The 15,969-nt window shown below is 54.7% G+C and carries 10 protein-coding genes; 4 read left to right on the top strand and 6 right to left on the bottom strand.

Features of this window, described 5'->3' with window-relative positions:
* The first annotated feature begins 161 nt into the window (after positions 1–161).
* Positions 162–4,307: an FtsK/SpoIIIE domain-containing protein gene (locus tag I6I94_RS10295; protein ID WP_201620673.1), complete on the top strand. Its 4,146-nt coding sequence runs from the start codon at positions 162–164 to the stop codon at positions 4,305–4,307.
* Here the strand turns inward: I6I94_RS10295 and I6I94_RS10290 are convergent.
* The gene (locus I6I94_RS10290; RefSeq protein WP_006889163.1) at positions 4,276–4,767 is read right to left on the bottom strand and encodes a hypothetical protein; all 492 of its coding nucleotides are present in this window, start codon (positions 4,765–4,767) and stop codon (positions 4,276–4,278) included. The two genes, I6I94_RS10295 and I6I94_RS10290, sit on opposite strands and share 32 nt — an antisense overlap.
* A gap of 356 nt (positions 4,768–5,123) precedes the next feature.
* Between I6I94_RS10290 and I6I94_RS10285 the strand changes: the two genes are divergently transcribed.
* On the top strand, positions 5,124–5,372 hold the full coding sequence (locus tag I6I94_RS10285) for a WhiB family transcriptional regulator (protein WP_006889167.1): 249 nt from the start codon (positions 5,124–5,126) through the stop codon (positions 5,370–5,372).
* 121 nt (positions 5,373–5,493) lie between these two features.
* On the opposite strand, the gene I6I94_RS10280 is transcribed toward I6I94_RS10285, so the two are convergent.
* The 3 genes from I6I94_RS10280 to I6I94_RS10270 form a co-directional block, all read right to left on the bottom strand.
* Positions 5,494–7,059 (bottom strand): sensor histidine kinase, encoded by a 1,566-nt coding sequence (locus I6I94_RS10280; RefSeq protein WP_006889139.1) that lies wholly within the window; start codon positions 7,057–7,059, stop codon positions 5,494–5,496.
* Between the two features lie 84 nt (positions 7,060–7,143).
* Positions 7,144–9,519: an AAA family ATPase gene (locus I6I94_RS10275; RefSeq protein ID WP_128087948.1), complete on the bottom strand. Its 2,376-nt coding sequence runs from the start codon at positions 9,517–9,519 to the stop codon at positions 7,144–7,146.
* Complete coding sequence (locus tag I6I94_RS10270; protein WP_006889172.1) at positions 9,520–10,287, bottom strand: SAF domain-containing protein; 768 nt, start codon at positions 10,285–10,287, stop codon at positions 9,520–9,522.
* 356 nt (positions 10,288–10,643) lie between these two features.
* Between I6I94_RS10270 and I6I94_RS10265 the strand changes: the two genes are divergently transcribed.
* Positions 10,644–10,880, top strand: a complete 237-nt coding sequence (locus I6I94_RS10265; RefSeq protein ID WP_006889133.1) for a helix-turn-helix domain-containing protein — start codon at positions 10,644–10,646, stop codon at positions 10,878–10,880.
* Between the two features lie 4 nt (positions 10,881–10,884).
* Here the strand turns inward: I6I94_RS10265 and I6I94_RS10260 are convergent, their stop codons facing one another.
* Positions 10,885–11,448 carry a histidine kinase gene (locus I6I94_RS10260; RefSeq protein ID WP_128087949.1) on the bottom strand — a complete coding sequence of 188 codons (564 nt, stop codon included), beginning with the start codon at positions 11,446–11,448 and terminating at the stop codon, positions 10,885–10,887.
* 1,012 nt (positions 11,449–12,460) lie between these two features.
* Between I6I94_RS10260 and I6I94_RS10255 the strand changes: the two genes are divergently transcribed.
* The gene (locus I6I94_RS10255; protein ID WP_201620672.1) at positions 12,461–13,123 is read left to right on the top strand and encodes an Rv3235 family protein; all 663 of its coding nucleotides are present in this window, start codon (positions 12,461–12,463) and stop codon (positions 13,121–13,123) included.
* Between the two features lie 70 nt (positions 13,124–13,193).
* On the opposite strand, the gene secA is transcribed toward I6I94_RS10255, so the two are convergent.
* Complete coding sequence (secA, locus tag I6I94_RS10250; protein WP_128087951.1) at positions 13,194–15,806, bottom strand: preprotein translocase subunit SecA; 2,613 nt, start codon at positions 15,804–15,806, stop codon at positions 13,194–13,196.
* Positions 15,807–15,969 lie beyond the last annotated feature (163 nt).

The raw sequence follows: 15,969 nt of genomic DNA, 5'->3' as shown, positions 1-15,969 counted from the left end.
ACCGCCTCCGCATTCACAGTTTGTAATATTTACGGCATTTAGACGGCATCGAACTACAAAATATGTGGATAACTATGCTTAATGGTCACAATAGGTATTTTTATCCACAATATACGATTACATCTCTTGATTTATACTTTGACATGTTTTGAGATTATTACATGAAGTATTCGTTGTTTCTTGCCGATGCACCCCGCACCCTGGGGAAACCCGATTACCCCTCCTACCCGCAGCTGCTCTCCGTTGAGTGCGCTGCGGGTTCTCAGGCACGCCAGCTTGCCCAAGCGCTGCCTCATTCGGCCCTGACCGTGGCCGGTCGTCCGCTCGAAACCCTCACCGTTGGAGCGACTCCGCTGACTCCCGGAGCATGCCTCGAGCCCGGCCGCACACAACTGACCCAACCAGCGGCAGTCAGCACGCTCTATGTGCTCCGAGGCCCTGATGCGGGGCATGCCTACCCCATACCGCGCGGGCACACACGCATCGGACGCTCGCAGAAAAACAACCAGGCGGTTGCCCTCAACGACCCCTATCTAGCACCCAATCACGGAACCCTGGTGGTGGATGGCTCAGGGGCACGTCTCATCCTTTCTCACCCACCCCGCAGTAAAAACTTGGCTGCCTTACCCCTGCCCCACGGGGTACTGCCCGGCGCGAGCAACAATAAAGAACAAGAAATACGGTGGAATGAGCCTTTCATAGTGGGTTCATCTACCTGTCTTCTCACCGCTCCCGGGCAGAGCCCGGCTTTACCCCAGAGTACGGGTTCACCCTTTGAACCGGTTACTTCTCACACCCAAGCCGCACGTAAACTCGGCACGCTCATTATCATGGTGTGCCTACCGCTAATTATTGGTGTGGCAGTGGCAACGCTCACCGGGATGTGGATGTTCCTGCTCATGTCATTAGCCTCATCAGCCTTAATGCTGTTACATATGCTCAGCGGTCGAGGCGAAAACAAACGCGCCCAGCGAGAGGTTCACAACTCCGGCGAGCGCGAGAAATTACGTGCCGAAGGGCTCACCCCGGCTGGAGCCCGCCCATTTATTCCTGCCGCCAACCAGTCTGCTGCTGCGGCGATCGTGCTCGGGGTAGGCACGCGCCTGCCATTTGTGAGCGGACGTAATCTGAATGTCTCTTCCCTTCAACCTCATAAGCGGGCTCCTCATTACGTTCCGGTTCCCACGGCCGCGTTACCGCACGAGTTGCATCTAAAACCTGAGCATCTGCACGCCTATCTGGTGCAGCTGGTAGCGGTCTACCCTGGGGAGATTATCGTATTAGCCCCCGCATCCGCAGCAACAGTTGTGCGTGATGCGTTGGTATGCCTTGGAGTTCACGAACGGGTGCGCCTGTGCGTTAGTCCTGAGCAGATCGCTGAAGCACTGGCAGTAACAGTTCCTGAGCCTCAGGAATCTTTCTTGCCAAGCTCACAGCCTGCAGCCATTCCCCCGCTGTTTATTTCAGCGGGCGTGCCGCGCGGTGGTACAGGTGTTTTCCCTACAAGGGCTGCCTTGTGTATTGTGCATCCTCACGATACAGCTCATGTTCCGGTGCTAAATGGTGCGGTACTGTCTTTGCAGACCGTTGGAGAGTACCAGCAAAGTATCTCGTATGTGCGCTCGGGGCCTGCCCCGGCCGAGCTGACCCCTGCCGAGAGCGTGGGGCAAGTACATCCGTTGGAGCTGAATGATTCTTGCTCTACAGCGGATGGGTTAAGTATTGCCCAGTATGTTCGTGCGTTGGGTGCATTAGCGGGTAGCGGGGAGTCTGATACTGTCGCTGAGGCCACGGATGCAGCTTCGGTTCATAGCAGGTCGTTGCGGCTTTCTGAGCTGGATTCTCTCAATGGGGAAAATGCTCACGCAAACGGTATTGACCCGATGGGGCTACTCTGTGAGGAAGCAGCAGCCCGCTGGGCTATGAACCGCTACTCCCCTGACTTGTACTGTCTGCTGGGTTCGGCGCCGGGCGGGTACCTTGATATGGGGCTGTCTGAGCATGGTCCCCACTGGATTGTGGGTGGCACCACCGGTGCGGGTAAGTCGCAGTTGCTGCGTTCTTTGATTCTGACCGTAGCGCTGCGTTACGGCCCGGAGAGGCTGGGGCTGATCTTGGTCGATTTTAAGGGATCTGCTGGTCTGGGTCCGCTCGCACAGCTGCCGCAGACTTTGAGTATGCTGAGCAACTTTGATGTGTCTGCAGTGCACCGTGCTCTTGAGTTTTTGCGGGCCGATGTGCGCCGCCGCGAACGTGATTTGCTGAGCTTGGGGGTGAACTCGTACCGTGATTATTTGCGTTTGTGCGCGGCCTCAGGTGAGATTCCTGCGTACCCGGAATTGGTGATTGTGGTTGATGAGTTCCGCATGTTGGTTGAGTCGATGCCGGATGCTATGAACGAGCTGATGAAAATTGCGACGATTGGCCGTTCATTGGGTCTGCACCTGATTCTGGCAACCCAGCGACCGCAAGGCAGTATTTCACAGGATATTCGAGCAAATATTGCCAGTAATATTTGTTTGCGTGTCTCTTCGGGGCAGGATTCGTTTAATCTGGTGGGTCATGAGGGCGCGGCAAGTATCCCCGCCTCTTGCCCGGGCGCAGGGTATGTGCGTCTGCCGGATGGCCAGAACCTGCCGTTTAGGGCTCCGCTGGTTGATGCTCTCCCCAGTAATACGGTTCAGGCCCCGTTCGCGGCGCAGCTGTTACAGGATGGCGCATGGGTTCCGCTCATTAGCCCGGTAGCACAGCAGGACGCGTCCGACGATTCTCAAGGTGAGGATGCTCAATTAAACCGCGCCGTGCAGCTCATTCGTGAGGCATTTGAGTCCTACGCTGTCTCTGCGGGGGATTATCAGCCGATCCCACAAGAGCTGGCGGCCCATGCGGAGCTGACCGTTTCTTCCCGTAAGTTTGAGTACACGTTGGGCGAGTTGGAGATCGCGCGTTATGGTGTGCGCCAGCCGCGTACGTGGGGGATCTCCTGTGGTGCATCTGCAGCTAGTGGGGCTGAGCAGGAGGAGGCTGCGGGTGCGCTGGCTGTGTTGGGGGCGGTGGGTGAGCGTTCAAACCTTTTGAACGCGATGCTGGCCCAAGCTGCTCAACGCGGGGAGCGCATCATAGTGTTGACTGCCGATTCTGGGTTGCACCGGCGTTTGGCGTGCGCTTACGCAGAGGGATGTGAGGTGTTTGATGCCCTGGTTGGCCCTCATGAACTGTCACATTTACAGTACTGTTTGCAGCAGCTGCGTAGCGGCTACACGGTGCCGGGCCGTGAGGGGCAGCAGGATGGTGCGCTGGTGGTTGTTGACGGGTTGGATTCGTGGCTTGAGCTTCTCATGCGCTTGCCGCAGGTTGAGGGCCAGCTGTATGATCTGCTGGCGCAGGGGCATCGTTACGGGTACCGTGTGGTGTTTACCAGTGCACTTTCGCTTCGTGGACGTTTCGCGTCGGTGGCGCATTCGACGTTGTTGTCTCGACGGTTTGTTGAGAATGACCTGATGCGCAAGACAGTGAAGAACTACCCAGTTCCGGCGCAGGGCCATTTTGCGGTGGAGGGAACGTTAAATACCGATTTAATTGGGGATGAGCCGCTGGAGGCTTCGGTATTGAGCCCGGTAACGTTGAGTTCCTCGGAGCTTACCAAGTTATTGCAGGATACAAGCGGCAGGTCGCATCGGGTACGTCCTCTGGTGCAGTTCCCTGAGGGAATCTCACTTCCTGCTCAGGATGCGGTGCTGGATATTCACCGGAAGAGTCCTGGAGCTCTATTGTGCGGGTATCAGCGTGATGGGTCAGCGGCTCTGATTCATGCGCCGCAGGGAACGTTTGTTCCGGTGCCTGGTGCGCGTTCTTCTGGCAAGAGCACGTTTTTGCAGAACCTTGGTTCACTGAACCCGCAGTATGGTGTGCTTCATATTGCGGGGGCTAATAATCCGGATGCGCAGCAGCTTCGTGAGACCTTTGAGAATGTTCCTCACCCGGAGCGGGTGATCCTGGCAGTTGATGATGTGCCGTATATTTCTGCGGCTACCCAGCAGGTGTTACTAGAGTTTGGGCGTAAGTTCCGGGCCGGGTTTATTGCTTACACCCCGTACACACGGTGGCTTTCGTCGCCGGTGTTGGCGTCTTTGTCAGGGTGTTCACGAGCGGTTGTTATTAATCCGCGGACCGCTGCCGATGGGGAGATTTGTACGCTTTCAGAGCTTCCACTTGATCTGTACACGGAGGGTACTCTACCGCCGGGTCGGGCGGTTGCGGTAGATGCTGGGCGGGCTACCGCCTGCCAGTTACCGAGTGCCGTTTAAGGTCTGCTTCGTCTGCTTCGGTTGTTTCGTGCAGGTACTGGCTGGTTGCCGGGAGGAATACGGCAACCAGTGCAGTACCGGAGAGGAGTAATAGCACTGTGGGAATGATGATAAAGGAGAAAGGTGCATGGTCTGCCCCAACCACACTGCGGTAGGAGAAGTAGCTGTATATATTTGAGGCATTGATGAAGCTGGCACAGGCGTGAATCAGGGCCATGGGGGTGCGAGCTGTTCGTTTTCCCCGATAGAACCTGAGGGCAAAGAATAAGATTATGAGGCCAAAGAAAGCCTGGATAATACCGCCGACGAGGCGTTCTTGAACGGCTCGGGCCGCATCACCAAAGAGCGGGTCTGCGACCCCCCGGAAAAGCAGATACACAGCTTCTACGGTTGAAAGCCCCGCCACGAACAGAACGCTCAGGGGCGCTTTGGGGTTCACAGTCGTCTTCGGGGTGGCCATAGTCATCCTTTGGTCGGTGCGTTGAGCGGGGTAAGGGTGCATAGATCTGCAGCCCGCGTCCCTCTATTTTAGCGACCCCTGCAGCTCTTCGGCGCAGTGCTGGGAAACACTCTATGAGTTTATGTCATAAATACCCGTTACTTCCTTTTGAGCGAGGTTACCCTATGTGATACATACCTCTAATATTTCAAAAAGTTTTTTTGGAAAACCTCTTGTCAGCATGCCCGGACCGTGGGAAAGTTGATACGTCAAGTTCCCCCTCCGTTCGGGGGATGCTTTATGTCACACACCAAAAGTCAAACGCACGAAGCGCCCCGGTGCCAGTGCACTACTAAAAGATTGAAGGAGGTCCAGCTGTGGATTGGCGTAGCCGTGCTGCTTGCTTGGATAAGGATCCCGAACTGTTTTTCCCCGTTGGAAACACCGGACCTGCCCTTTTGCAGATTGAAGAAGCAAAAACAGTATGCCGTTCCTGTGAGGTAGTTGATGTCTGCCTGAAGTGGGCTATCGATACCGGTCAGGATTCCGGTGTTTGGGGTGGCACCAGCGAGGATGAGCGCCGCGCTATGAAGCGTCGTGCTGCTCGCGCCCGCCGCGCGTCCTAATCATACGCGCTACTACACACATACAGCTGAACGCGGCTCCCGAAGGGAAGCCGCGTTTTGTTACCCCAGCATAACTACGATAAAACTACTCTAGCCATATGGCTTGCAGTCTTAGGTGTTCTTAATTAAGCCGGGCACTAATAATCACCCGGGTACCAGCAGGCTCATGCGGCTCCCACCGGATAGAACCGTTGAGCTCACTAGCCACAAGGGTGCGCACAATCTGCATCCCCAGCCCCTCATTACCTGTGCTGGGCCGGTATGCTTCAGCCCCGGACTCCTCAATGGGCTCTCCCCCCATCCCTTGACCATCGTCAGTGATAATGACGGTGAGAGTGTCCTCACCCACCTCATTCATGGAACGAATTCCTTCTAGGGTGACCGTTCCAGCACCCCCATTAAGGCCGTGCTCCACGGCGTTGGCCACAACCTCATTAATAACAAGCGCCAAAGGGGTGGCAAACTGGCTCGGCAGATAACCGAACGATCCAAGAAGCCGGGTGTTAATCTCTTGTCCCGGGGAGGCGAGCTCTGCCGCTAAGTGAAACTGCCTCTCAACGAGTTCATCAAAATTTACGTTCTGCGCGAGACCCTGCGAGAGTGCCTCATGGACGGTGGCGATCGTCGAAACGCGGCGCATCGCCTGCTCCAGTCCCTGTTTCGCCTCTCGGGTACTCATGCGACGGGCTTGTAGTCGCAGCAGTGCGGAGACCGTTTGCAGATTGTTTTTGACGCGGTGGTGAATTTCTCTAATAGTCGCGTCTTTTGTCATCAGCTCCAGTTCGCGGCGACGCAGCTCCGTCACATCCCGGCACAGCAGCAGCGCCCCGTGCCTTTCCACCCCCAATGGGGTGATTCGCTCCAGCGGGATGGCACGTAAAGTGATGCGAACTTTCCCAATGTGCAGTTCAGCTCGGGCATCTTCACGGCCAGCCAGCACAAGCTGCAGAGTTTCATCAGCTTCCTCCCCCGCCGGGAGCATATCACGGGTAACGTTCGCTAAGTTCAGATCTTCTAGGTACCCTTCTAGGCCCATGCGGGCATACATTGAATTTGCATTGGGTGAGGCGAAGGTGACGTCTCCTGCGTCATTAATCAGAATGATACCGTCAGTAACTCGCGGGTTACCGCGTGTATTGTTCTCATGCGCCAACGAATCAGGCCAAATGCCTGCATGCACCATTTCGAGCATATTATTTGCGACTTTGTAATAAATATTCTCAGTGCGAGCTGGCTTACGACTCACCAAAGGAACAGTATGAACACTTAACAGGGCGATTGTGCGGCTATTACGCACTATAGGAACAACTTTAATCATCACCTCAGCTAGGCCTTCACTCGGCTCATCGTCCGCGAACGAGATAATGTTCTGTTCAGTCCAGGAGTGCAACGCTGCTAGACGCATCGTCTCTCCCATCGTCGTGCCAATCGGGTCGTGATGGAAAAGCGTATGCACGTTTGAAGGCCTCACGTGCGCGATAGCAGAGAAATTACTGGTGATCGACGGGCCCGACACACTATCGGGTACGCTACCGTCAGCCACCACATAGTCTGTAGGGAACCATAGCACCAAATCACTATGAGCCACATCGGCAATAATCTGCCACTCACCGATGATCAGGTGTATCCATTCGGTGTCTCCAGGGCCGAAATCGCCAGCGTTAAGAATGCTCTCTGTGAAAGACATAGCTATGCTCCTTAGGCTTAGGCGGGTTCTCCTATTCTACGGCGTCCAGCGTGTACAAACGTACAAGGCAGCACCATACAGAGCCTAGTTTTTCTTCTTGCGGCCCCCGAAAAGACGGCTCAGAGTTCCCCCGCTTTTCTCCGGCTGAAGAGGCTGGCTAGCAGCATCCTGCTCAGGCTGTGCCGGTGCCCCATGATATACAGGCATAGGATTCTGCTGCTGATTTGTGTCAACAACCGGCGGGCGAATAGGAGCAGGGGCAGGCTCATGTGCAGACGGTGAGGCAGGCACAGCTACTTGAGGTTGTTTGTATCCAGAAGCGATATCTAGCTTACGATACAAGTCATTGATCCCTCGCGTCAGTGGGCTTTTAGGTGCACACTCCTGTAGGGTTTGGCCGCGCATCCACGCCTTATCGAGTGATTTACGATCATACGGCAAGAAGCCGGTTAGCCCCACGCTCGGTCCGAACCTCTCCCAGGCGCGGCGCAGCTCACCAACTGTCCCGTGTCCGCTCGCGTCGGAACGCACCTTGCACAGCCACAGATCGATACGGGTCAGCGGAGAAATATCATACGGCCCGTCTCGCAGCTGCTCATACGCCTGTATCAGTCGGGGTACACCAATGACATCAGCATTACCAAGCATCACAATACGATCGGCCTTCTCAAGAGCGGTGATAGCTGCCCCGTTTCGCAGGGGAACCGGGCCGTCATAACTGAGCTCTTCGTCAGCCTCAATACACGATGCGACGTCAATTATGAGCACATCGTACCGTGTGGCGAGCCAGTCAATGCTTGCTGCTAATGACTTAGCCCGTAACTCGGGCCAGCGGTTAGCCCGGGTAATACCGCTCAAAAAGTCAATACTGTACTTCCCTAACGCCACCGAGCACAGTGCCTCACGGGCATTCTGCTCGGTCAGAGAAGCCCGATCCGCAAAATGGCACATCTGCGATATGCCGGAGTATTCGTCCAAAAGCCCCAGCAGAGGACTCAACGAAGGATTGTAAGTATCGGCATCAATAAGGCAAACTTTCAGCCCATCAGCAGCGGCTGTGGATGCCAGGTTCAGGGCCAATGTACTACGCCCAGGAGCCCCAGCTGTGCCCCAAACAGTAAGAACAGTCCCACGGCGGGGCTGTATGGTGTTGGCAGAGGAGATCCCCGGCTGCTGCGCATTCTGCTGGTTATACATACTGTTCTGGCCGTAGCTGGGCGGCTGATAGCCTTGGCCTTCATTCCCAAGGGCGGGCATCTGCTCAGCAGGAACCGTATGCCATTCGGCAGAAGGCTGAGGCGGCATCGCATAGCCGGTTGCATCAACGGGAGCCGTATACCCAAAGCTATCCTGGGGCGCCTGTCCCGAGTATGGAGCAAACCCCTGGGAGGTTTCCTGCCCGAACTGGCCGGTATCTGAGGCAGACTCGTACCCCCACGGTTCAGGCTGATCCTGATACTCCTGCGGCTCGTAGGGAGATGGTACACCTGGCTGTTCCTGTTCCTCCCATTGACCAAGGTAACCCGTTTGTTCGTCGATATTCGCCTCGTATGGAGGCTTAGGGTATTGCTGCTGTTGCTCGGCAGATTCTGCTTTTTCCGACTGGGTGGTATCCGCCTTTTGGCGGGCAGAGTCTGTTTCGGCGCAGCTTGTATCAGGCTGGGTGGGGTCAAAACCGTTCAGGATGGCGGCTGCCTCATTAAGTACTGCCTCTTCAGGGTTGAGTTCCGCCGCCTGCTGTTGTGGCGTGAGCGTGTGTTTTTCCTCAGTATTAGTGGCTTCTGCACCACTATTATCAGCATCGTTTGCTAATAGTTCAGACGAGTCATCCGATGCAATCACTTCCGTGACCTCACGGGCTGCTTTTTCGGCTTGAGGGTCGTATCGGTAGGCGCGGTAGGTTACATATGTCTGAGGGTTCTGTGGAGCGCTCTCAGGCTCCGTGTTCCCTATAACCGTGGTGGGCTCTTCAATGGGCTCGACTGTGTAATTGTGGGGCTGAGGCGCCTCAGGGGCTTCTAAAGGAGCCTGCTGTGTTTGCGGAATGCTATATCCGTAGGCAGCGTCATACCCGTACCCATCAGGTGAGGCCGCAAGCTGTGGACGTGGCTGTTCCCCCACAGCAAGTATGGTGCCTAGAGAGGCCTGTTCTAGAGTATTGAGAACGTCAGCCAATTCAGCATTAGAATCCACCCAGTATGTCCCAAACGGCAGTTTATCTCGCGGGTCAGCGATTATAACAACCCGTACTTCGGCCTCAGCTAGGGTCGCGACCATAGAGGCAGTAAGGTCCGTGACGGGCACCGCGCATAGTAATACCCGTGCGATTCCGGTCTGTGCGAACCCCAGAGCCTCTGCTAGGTCATCAGTGGTGCGCGCAACGCTCACGGCGCCACGCTGTGATTCTATACCGTGCAGCAGAGTTCCATCGTCCCCATAGAGAATGACGGGTATGTTCATTTAATTTCCCCTTCCGAGGGCAACGGGGACAAGAGTGATCTTTGCTTCACTACCGTTCGCTTCAACAATACTGGATACGGCGTTAGGATTCACCCACAGTTGCACTGTCGCTTTGCCGTTCGCCCCAAGAACGCTTTCTTCCTTTGAGATACTGGATATTTCGGCACCGCTAACAATGGGAGAAGAGCCGTTGCTCCCCTGGCTTTCAGAGGAAGGACTTGCCGAGGCAGAGGGGTTATCCCGCGAATCGCTACTTGCTGAAGCAGATGGCTGAGGAGACGGTTGCGGCGCGGTGGCAACAACGGTGTCACGCTGCACAGCCCATACGTCTACTTGCTCTCCCGCTTTAAGCGCGGAGGCCGAGCCACGGTCAATGGTCACGGTAACTAGTCGGCGATTTTCTCGCACGTTAGTACCTGTAGAATCTTTCCCTATAATCTCACCGCTGGCAATATACCGGGTTGCCATCAAATCGCCTTTATTGATCTCTTCAGAAGTGATGTATCGCTCTGAGGATGAGCCTAAATTGGCATCGACCGGAGTCAGCATGTCGGAAGTAATCTTATCGCCTACATGGATATCACTTTTAGCAGCATAATACTGTGTGGTGTGGTTATTGAGCTGTATAACTGCGATAACACCGACTATGGAAACCAGAATAAGCAGAATACCCATCAGGAGCTTAGGATCTTTAATACCGGGACGCTGCAGACGAGCTGAGGGCTCGCGCTGTTCGGAAGTGTTACTAACCGGAAGATCTCTGTGCATTGGTAAGTTTATGCCTTTCAGGGGATTCCCAGGCGTGACTCTGGGAATATAAAGGTGGTTTTTTGCAGTTGGTGAGTCTGCATAGGCTTCTATCTCAGCATAAAGTGGTATCATAAAGCAAGTAATGGCCTATAAGGAGTGTAATATATATTCATTCACCTCTCAGACCTCGGAGGTGACGAAGGATTGCCTGCATACATAAAGCCTCTAAGAACAGGATTTTGGTGTAATACCCCGTAAAATGCTGGTGTTAGAGAATCCTTTAGCCTATACTTGAAATTGAACAGCAGAATTTTCTCTTGAAAATAATGCCCACCCCTAGAGAAGTAGGACTCACCACAGAAAGGATGCCTACGATGACTGCCCCTCGTTTTCTCACTTTGAGCGATGTTGCAGATGAATTACAGGTTTCTCTTAGCCAGGTGCGCGCGCTCGTTCGTAGTGGAGAACTACCCGCCATTCAGATTGGTGGCCGTAATCAGTGGCGCATTGAACGCACTCGTTTTGAAGAATATATTGACGAGCGCCACTCACAGACTGTGGAAGCTATCGCTTCCGGCAAGATGTCCGCAACCCGCGTTAAGGTTGATTAGTCTTCTAGCTGCGGGCAACCACAGCACCTATAAGGGGCGTAGGGATAATCCTTACGCCCTTTTGTGCGCCCCGCCAAGAGTCTGAACGTGGGTATTCCCCACCGGTCAGTACCTTCAACTCCACAAAATCGGCACCAACACGTTCAATAACACCCTCACACACAACTCCACCATGCGCCATGTAGATCTTTACGAGTTCACGCGAAGTCGCCAAAGCACGTAAAGCCAGGGGCAGAGTCAAACGGTACACCTTCTGGCGCACATCCGCACGCAATGCAAGCTCAGAACCTTCCCACCACAGCACGCCCTGCAGCGGCAATATAACGCTCTCCCCCATAGCGTTGACCTGCACCCAACCATCCCCCACAGACTCCAAAAGTCCTTCCCAAACTCTAGTGTCGGCGCCACAAATGCGTATTGACCCGCCCAAATGAGCCGAAAGTCGTTCAACCATGGTGACGGATGAGTAGGCGCTTCGCGCAGCTTGGCGGGCATCCAGCTCCAAATCGCGGACCCGCTCCGCCGCCAAACGTACCTCAAGATCCCGGAAGACTTTTTCAAATCGCATAGTACTGAGCCTAGGACACAGGGGGTCAAAGCGCAATCTAGCAACAATGGACCCCCTTCAAGGGCATTCCGAAGATATCAAACAAAAATAAACTATAAAAAATTACCTATTAGCTTTACAAACACCCTCTTTATAGTGGATAGTAGTTATAGAATCAAAAAGCATCAAACAACATGATTGGAGGATAATCGTGATACAAAAGCACACAAAGGTTGATGCAGAGGTTATTCTTAGCGTGTCCATCCCTGTACTTGCCGTATGCACCGGAGCGTCCTCTCTCTTCACCAGCACACTTTTTACCACCCAAAATATTGCCAGTGCTGCCCTGTACTGCACATTTATTGCGGCACTTGCCGTACTTGGATGGTGGCTCCTCAGTTGCGCATTCGCTATACGCTACCTGTACCGCATTCGTTCGGGACTTACCCAGATAGTTAATCGTGATGAACGCGGAACACTACTACTCCCCCGTTTTATGCGCAATGCAGTGCTTACCCTGGGCGGTATTTCCCTTGGGCTAGGAGCCGTGCTTTCCCCAGCCCAGGCCACCCAACAAACGGAGACGTCAAGCCTATCTCCCCAATCTGCACCAGTCAGCGTATCCGCCCCAGCCCTCGTCGGAACGCCAGCCACCACCACAGCCACAGTAAACACTACGGCGGAGAGAACGGAGCTCACCCCCTTCTACCCGCCCACCAAGCAGCAAACCGGCCCAACACTCAGCCCATTCTTTGGTGGCGGAACAGGAACACCACATGTACAGCCAGCATCAGCTCAGCAAGGCAGTGAATACGTGGTGGTTCGCGGAGATTGCTTGTGGAATATTGCACAACGCATCCTAGGCCCTAATGCATCAAACGCAACCATACTAGAGTACACAGTACGTATACACCAAAATAATCGCAGCACCATCGGGGATAACCCAGACTTAGTTCTTCCAGGACAGCGAATTCTATTGCCCTCATAAAACTAATAACAGAACGCATGTTTTGCACCGATAAGGAGACAACCAATGAGCACTCTCTACGCTAACTTCCACCACGACCGTCATCGGCAGGCCGCTGGGCAACCCATCCAGCCCGAGAAAAAACCACGTGCGGTACAGATGCACGCTGCCAAAAAGATCGATGCAGAACACAACCCGCTCATCCCAGCAGACCACCATGCAACGGCCAGCACGCACACAAACCTGCGTTATGCTCCCAGCGGCTTTACCCTGTTGCCTATCACCGACTATGCCCAAGAAATTATGGGTACCCCAGATGCCAACCGGCCAGCACGGGTTAAAATCCGCAAACCCCGGCGAACTGGGCGCCCACTCAAACGTTCAGATTCCGCAGCCCGCTCGGTGGAGATACTCTGTTCGGGCCTGTGCCTGGGGATTGTTGAAATGCTCGCAGGGCACCGCACCCTTGAACAATTCCGTAAATGGTTTTCCCCCAGCTGCTGCGCAGAGCTGCAGGCCCTCGGGCAGACAATACGCTCTCAGAGGTCACAGACTCGACGAACCGCAACACCCCGCGTGCTGCGCTCCCGCGCACAGAAAGTTGATAATGCCAAAGGCGGCTACGAGGTCACCCTTGTAGTGCACGACGGGGTGAAAGTGCGTGCCATGGCAATGCGCGTTATCGAACGCTATTCAACCTGGCATATCACCACTGTCGAATACCGCTAGAAAACCTCCAAAGGGCTCCCAGAAAGATATACCTTTCCGGGAGCCCTTTGGAGGTTGCGGTGCACTCAGCTTACGACTTTTTATTCACCACGCGAACGCTCGTGCCGCCATCCTCGCTAGGTGCTGAATACTGCAAGAACTTCGGGCGGCTTGGGGTCTGCAGCTGCACGGCAGAAGCCTGAGTGCGCTGCTTGGACAAGTCTAGATTGAACAAATAAGTGACGGTCTCCTCACGGATGGCCCCCAGCATATCCTCATACATACCGTACCCTTCACGCTGGTATTCAACCAGCGGGTCACGCTGGGCCATTGCGCGCAGCCCGATACCTTCCTTCAGGTAATCCATCTCGTACAGATGCTCGGGCCAACGTTCGCCGATCACCGAAAGCATCACGCGGCGCTCAATTTCACGCATCGCTTCTGCCCCAACGCTCTCCTCACGCTCCGAATAGGTCACGTGAGCATCGGATAGGATTTCTTCCACCAGCAGGTCACGGGTGATCTGGGTGCGGTCCCCCGCTTCCTCAGCGATATCATCCACAGTCAGGCTAACGGGGTAAATGGTCTTCAGTGCATCCCACAGATCCTCAAAGTCCCAGTCTTCCGCGTGCCCCTCGGCAACACGGGCATCAATGGCACTGGTAATTACCTCATCAATGAACCCGTAAATCTGATCCTTCAAATCATCCCCGTGCAGAATCTGCGCGCGGTCTTTATAAATAGCCTCACGCTGGCGGTTAAGCACATCATCATACTTGAGCACGTTCTTACGCTGCTCAGCGTTACGGCCCTCAACATTCGCCTGCGCATTAGCAATAGCGCGAGAAACCATCTTTGAATCGATTGACGAATCGTCGGGTGCCATAGACATAAGGCGCGTAGCCGCAGTCGTATTAAACAGACGCATCAGATCATCCGCCAAAGACAGGTAGAAACGGGACTCGCCCGGATCTCCCTGACGGCCCGAACGGCCGCGTAGCTGGTTGTCGATACGACGGGATTCATGCCGCTCAGTACCCAGCACATACAAGCCGCCGAGCTTCTTCACCTCATCATGTTCTTTCTTAGCCGCCCGCTCGCACTCTTCAAGCACCTGCGGCCAGCGGGCCTCATAAGCCTCAGAGTTTGTGTTCGGATCCAGCCCAAGCTGACTCATCTTCTCAACGGCCTCGAACTCGGGGTTGCCGCCAAGCATAATATCGGTACCACGCCCGGCCATATTAGTTGCCACAGTCACCGCGCCCTTACGGCCCGCCTGTGCCACGATATGCGCCTCGCGCTCATTATTTTTCGCGTTCAGCACCTCATGACGCACGCCTTCTTTCGACAGCTGGCGTGAGAGGTACTCCGACTTCTCAACACTGGTGGTACCCACCAGTACTGGCTGGCCCTTCTTATGACGCTCTTTAATGTCCCGCACCACGGCGTTGAACTTGGCGACCTCATCCTTGTACACCTTATCCGGGTTATCGATACGGTGCACACCCTTATTAGTGGGGATAGCAACCACGCCCAGTTCGTAGGTACTCATGAACTCGGCGGCCTCAGTCTCTGCGGTACCGGTCATGCCTGCGAGCTTATCGTACATGCGGAAGTAGTTCTGCAGGGTCACCGTGGCCATTGTCTGGTTCTCGGGCTTAATCTCGACGCCCTCTTTGGCCTCAATCGCCTGGTGGATACCGTCGTTATAACGGCGGCCCGGCAGGATACGGCCGGTGTGCTCATCCACGATCAGCACCTCACCGTCCACCACCACATAGTCCTTATCGTTGGTGAACAGCTCTTTTGCCTTAATTGAGTTATTCAAGAAACCAATCAGCGGGGTATTCTTCGACTCGTACAGGTTCTTCACGCCTAGGTGATCCTCAACCTTATCAATACCCGATTCAAGGATGCCGACGGTGCGTTTCTTCTCGTCCACCTCATAGTCTTCGCCCTTCTTCAGGGTAGTCTTAGCGATGCGGGCAAACTCGGCGTACCATCGGTTCGCTTCCCCCGCAGCCGGACCGGAGATAATAAGTGGGGTACGCGCCTCATCAATCAGGATCGAATCGACCTCATCAACAATCGCGAAGTTATGCCCACGCTGCACCTGCTCCTCAGCCGTCCAGGCCATATTATCGCGCAGATAGTCGAACCCGAACTCGTTGTTCGTGCCGTAGGTGATATCAGCCTCGTACTGTTTACGACGCTCCTCAGAATCCATTGAAGAAAGAATAACCCCGGACTCCATGCCCAAGAAGCGGTACACGCGGCCCATCAGGTTTGCCTGGTACTCCGCAAGATAGTCGTTCACCGTCACCACGTGCACGCCCTTACCTGAAAGAGCGTTCAGATATGCGGGAAGGGTCGCCACAAGAGTCTTCCCCTCACCGGTCTTCATCTCGGCAATATTCCCCAGGTGCAGGGCGGCGCCACCCATAATCTGAACATCGTAGTGGCGTTTACCAAGGGTACGTTTGGATGCTTCACGCACCACAGCGAAAGCCTCCGGCAGCAGAATATCGAGAGACTCACCGTCTTCTAGGCGCTCTCGGAAACTATCGGTTTCGGCGCGTAGCTCGGCATCAGTAAGTGAAGCGAAGCTATCTTCAAGTGAGTTCACCGCCTTGGTGTACTCCTCCAATTGCTTCAGAATCTTCTTGTCGCCGGTGCGGAGGATTTTCTCCAGGAAAGATGCCACTGCCCATTGCTCCTTGTAATCATCACGTACTCCCCAACGGGCACGCCAAAGCGAACCCCGGTTGAGGCTTTCCTAACTATTGTAGGGCAGAGCCACCTAAATGACGGATTCTACGTCAATATTATTCGTAGAGCGCACGAAATCCCACACTGGATGTTACCCG

Source organism: Rothia aeria, from assembly GCF_016726365.1.
Classification (GTDB): domain Bacteria; phylum Actinomycetota; class Actinomycetes; order Actinomycetales; family Micrococcaceae; genus Rothia; species Rothia aeria.
This window is presented reverse-complemented; position numbering and strand designations above follow the sequence as displayed.

Coding starts and splice junctions, on each gene's coding strand:
- I6I94_RS10275 (WP_128087948.1), bottom strand. CDS start 9,519: ATGAACATACCCGTCATTCTCTATGGGGACGATGGAACTCTGCTGCAC.
- I6I94_RS10260 (WP_128087949.1), bottom strand. CDS start 11,448: ATGCGATTTGAAAAAGTCTTCCGGGATCTTGAGGTACGTTTGGCGGCG.
- I6I94_RS10295 (WP_201620673.1), top strand. CDS start 162: ATGAAGTATTCGTTGTTTCTTGCCGATGCACCCCGCACCCTGGGGAAA.
- I6I94_RS10270 (WP_006889172.1), bottom strand. CDS start 10,287: ATGCACAGAGATCTTCCGGTTAGTAACACTTCCGAACAGCGCGAGCCC.
- I6I94_RS10290 (WP_006889163.1), bottom strand. CDS start 4,767: ATGGCCACCCCGAAGACGACTGTGAACCCCAAAGCGCCCCTGAGCGTT.
- I6I94_RS10255 (WP_201620672.1), top strand. CDS start 12,461: ATGAGCACTCTCTACGCTAACTTCCACCACGACCGTCATCGGCAGGCC.
- I6I94_RS10265 (WP_006889133.1), top strand. CDS start 10,644: ATGACTGCCCCTCGTTTTCTCACTTTGAGCGATGTTGCAGATGAATTA.
- I6I94_RS10280 (WP_006889139.1), bottom strand. CDS start 7,059: ATGTCTTTCACAGAGAGCATTCTTAACGCTGGCGATTTCGGCCCTGGA.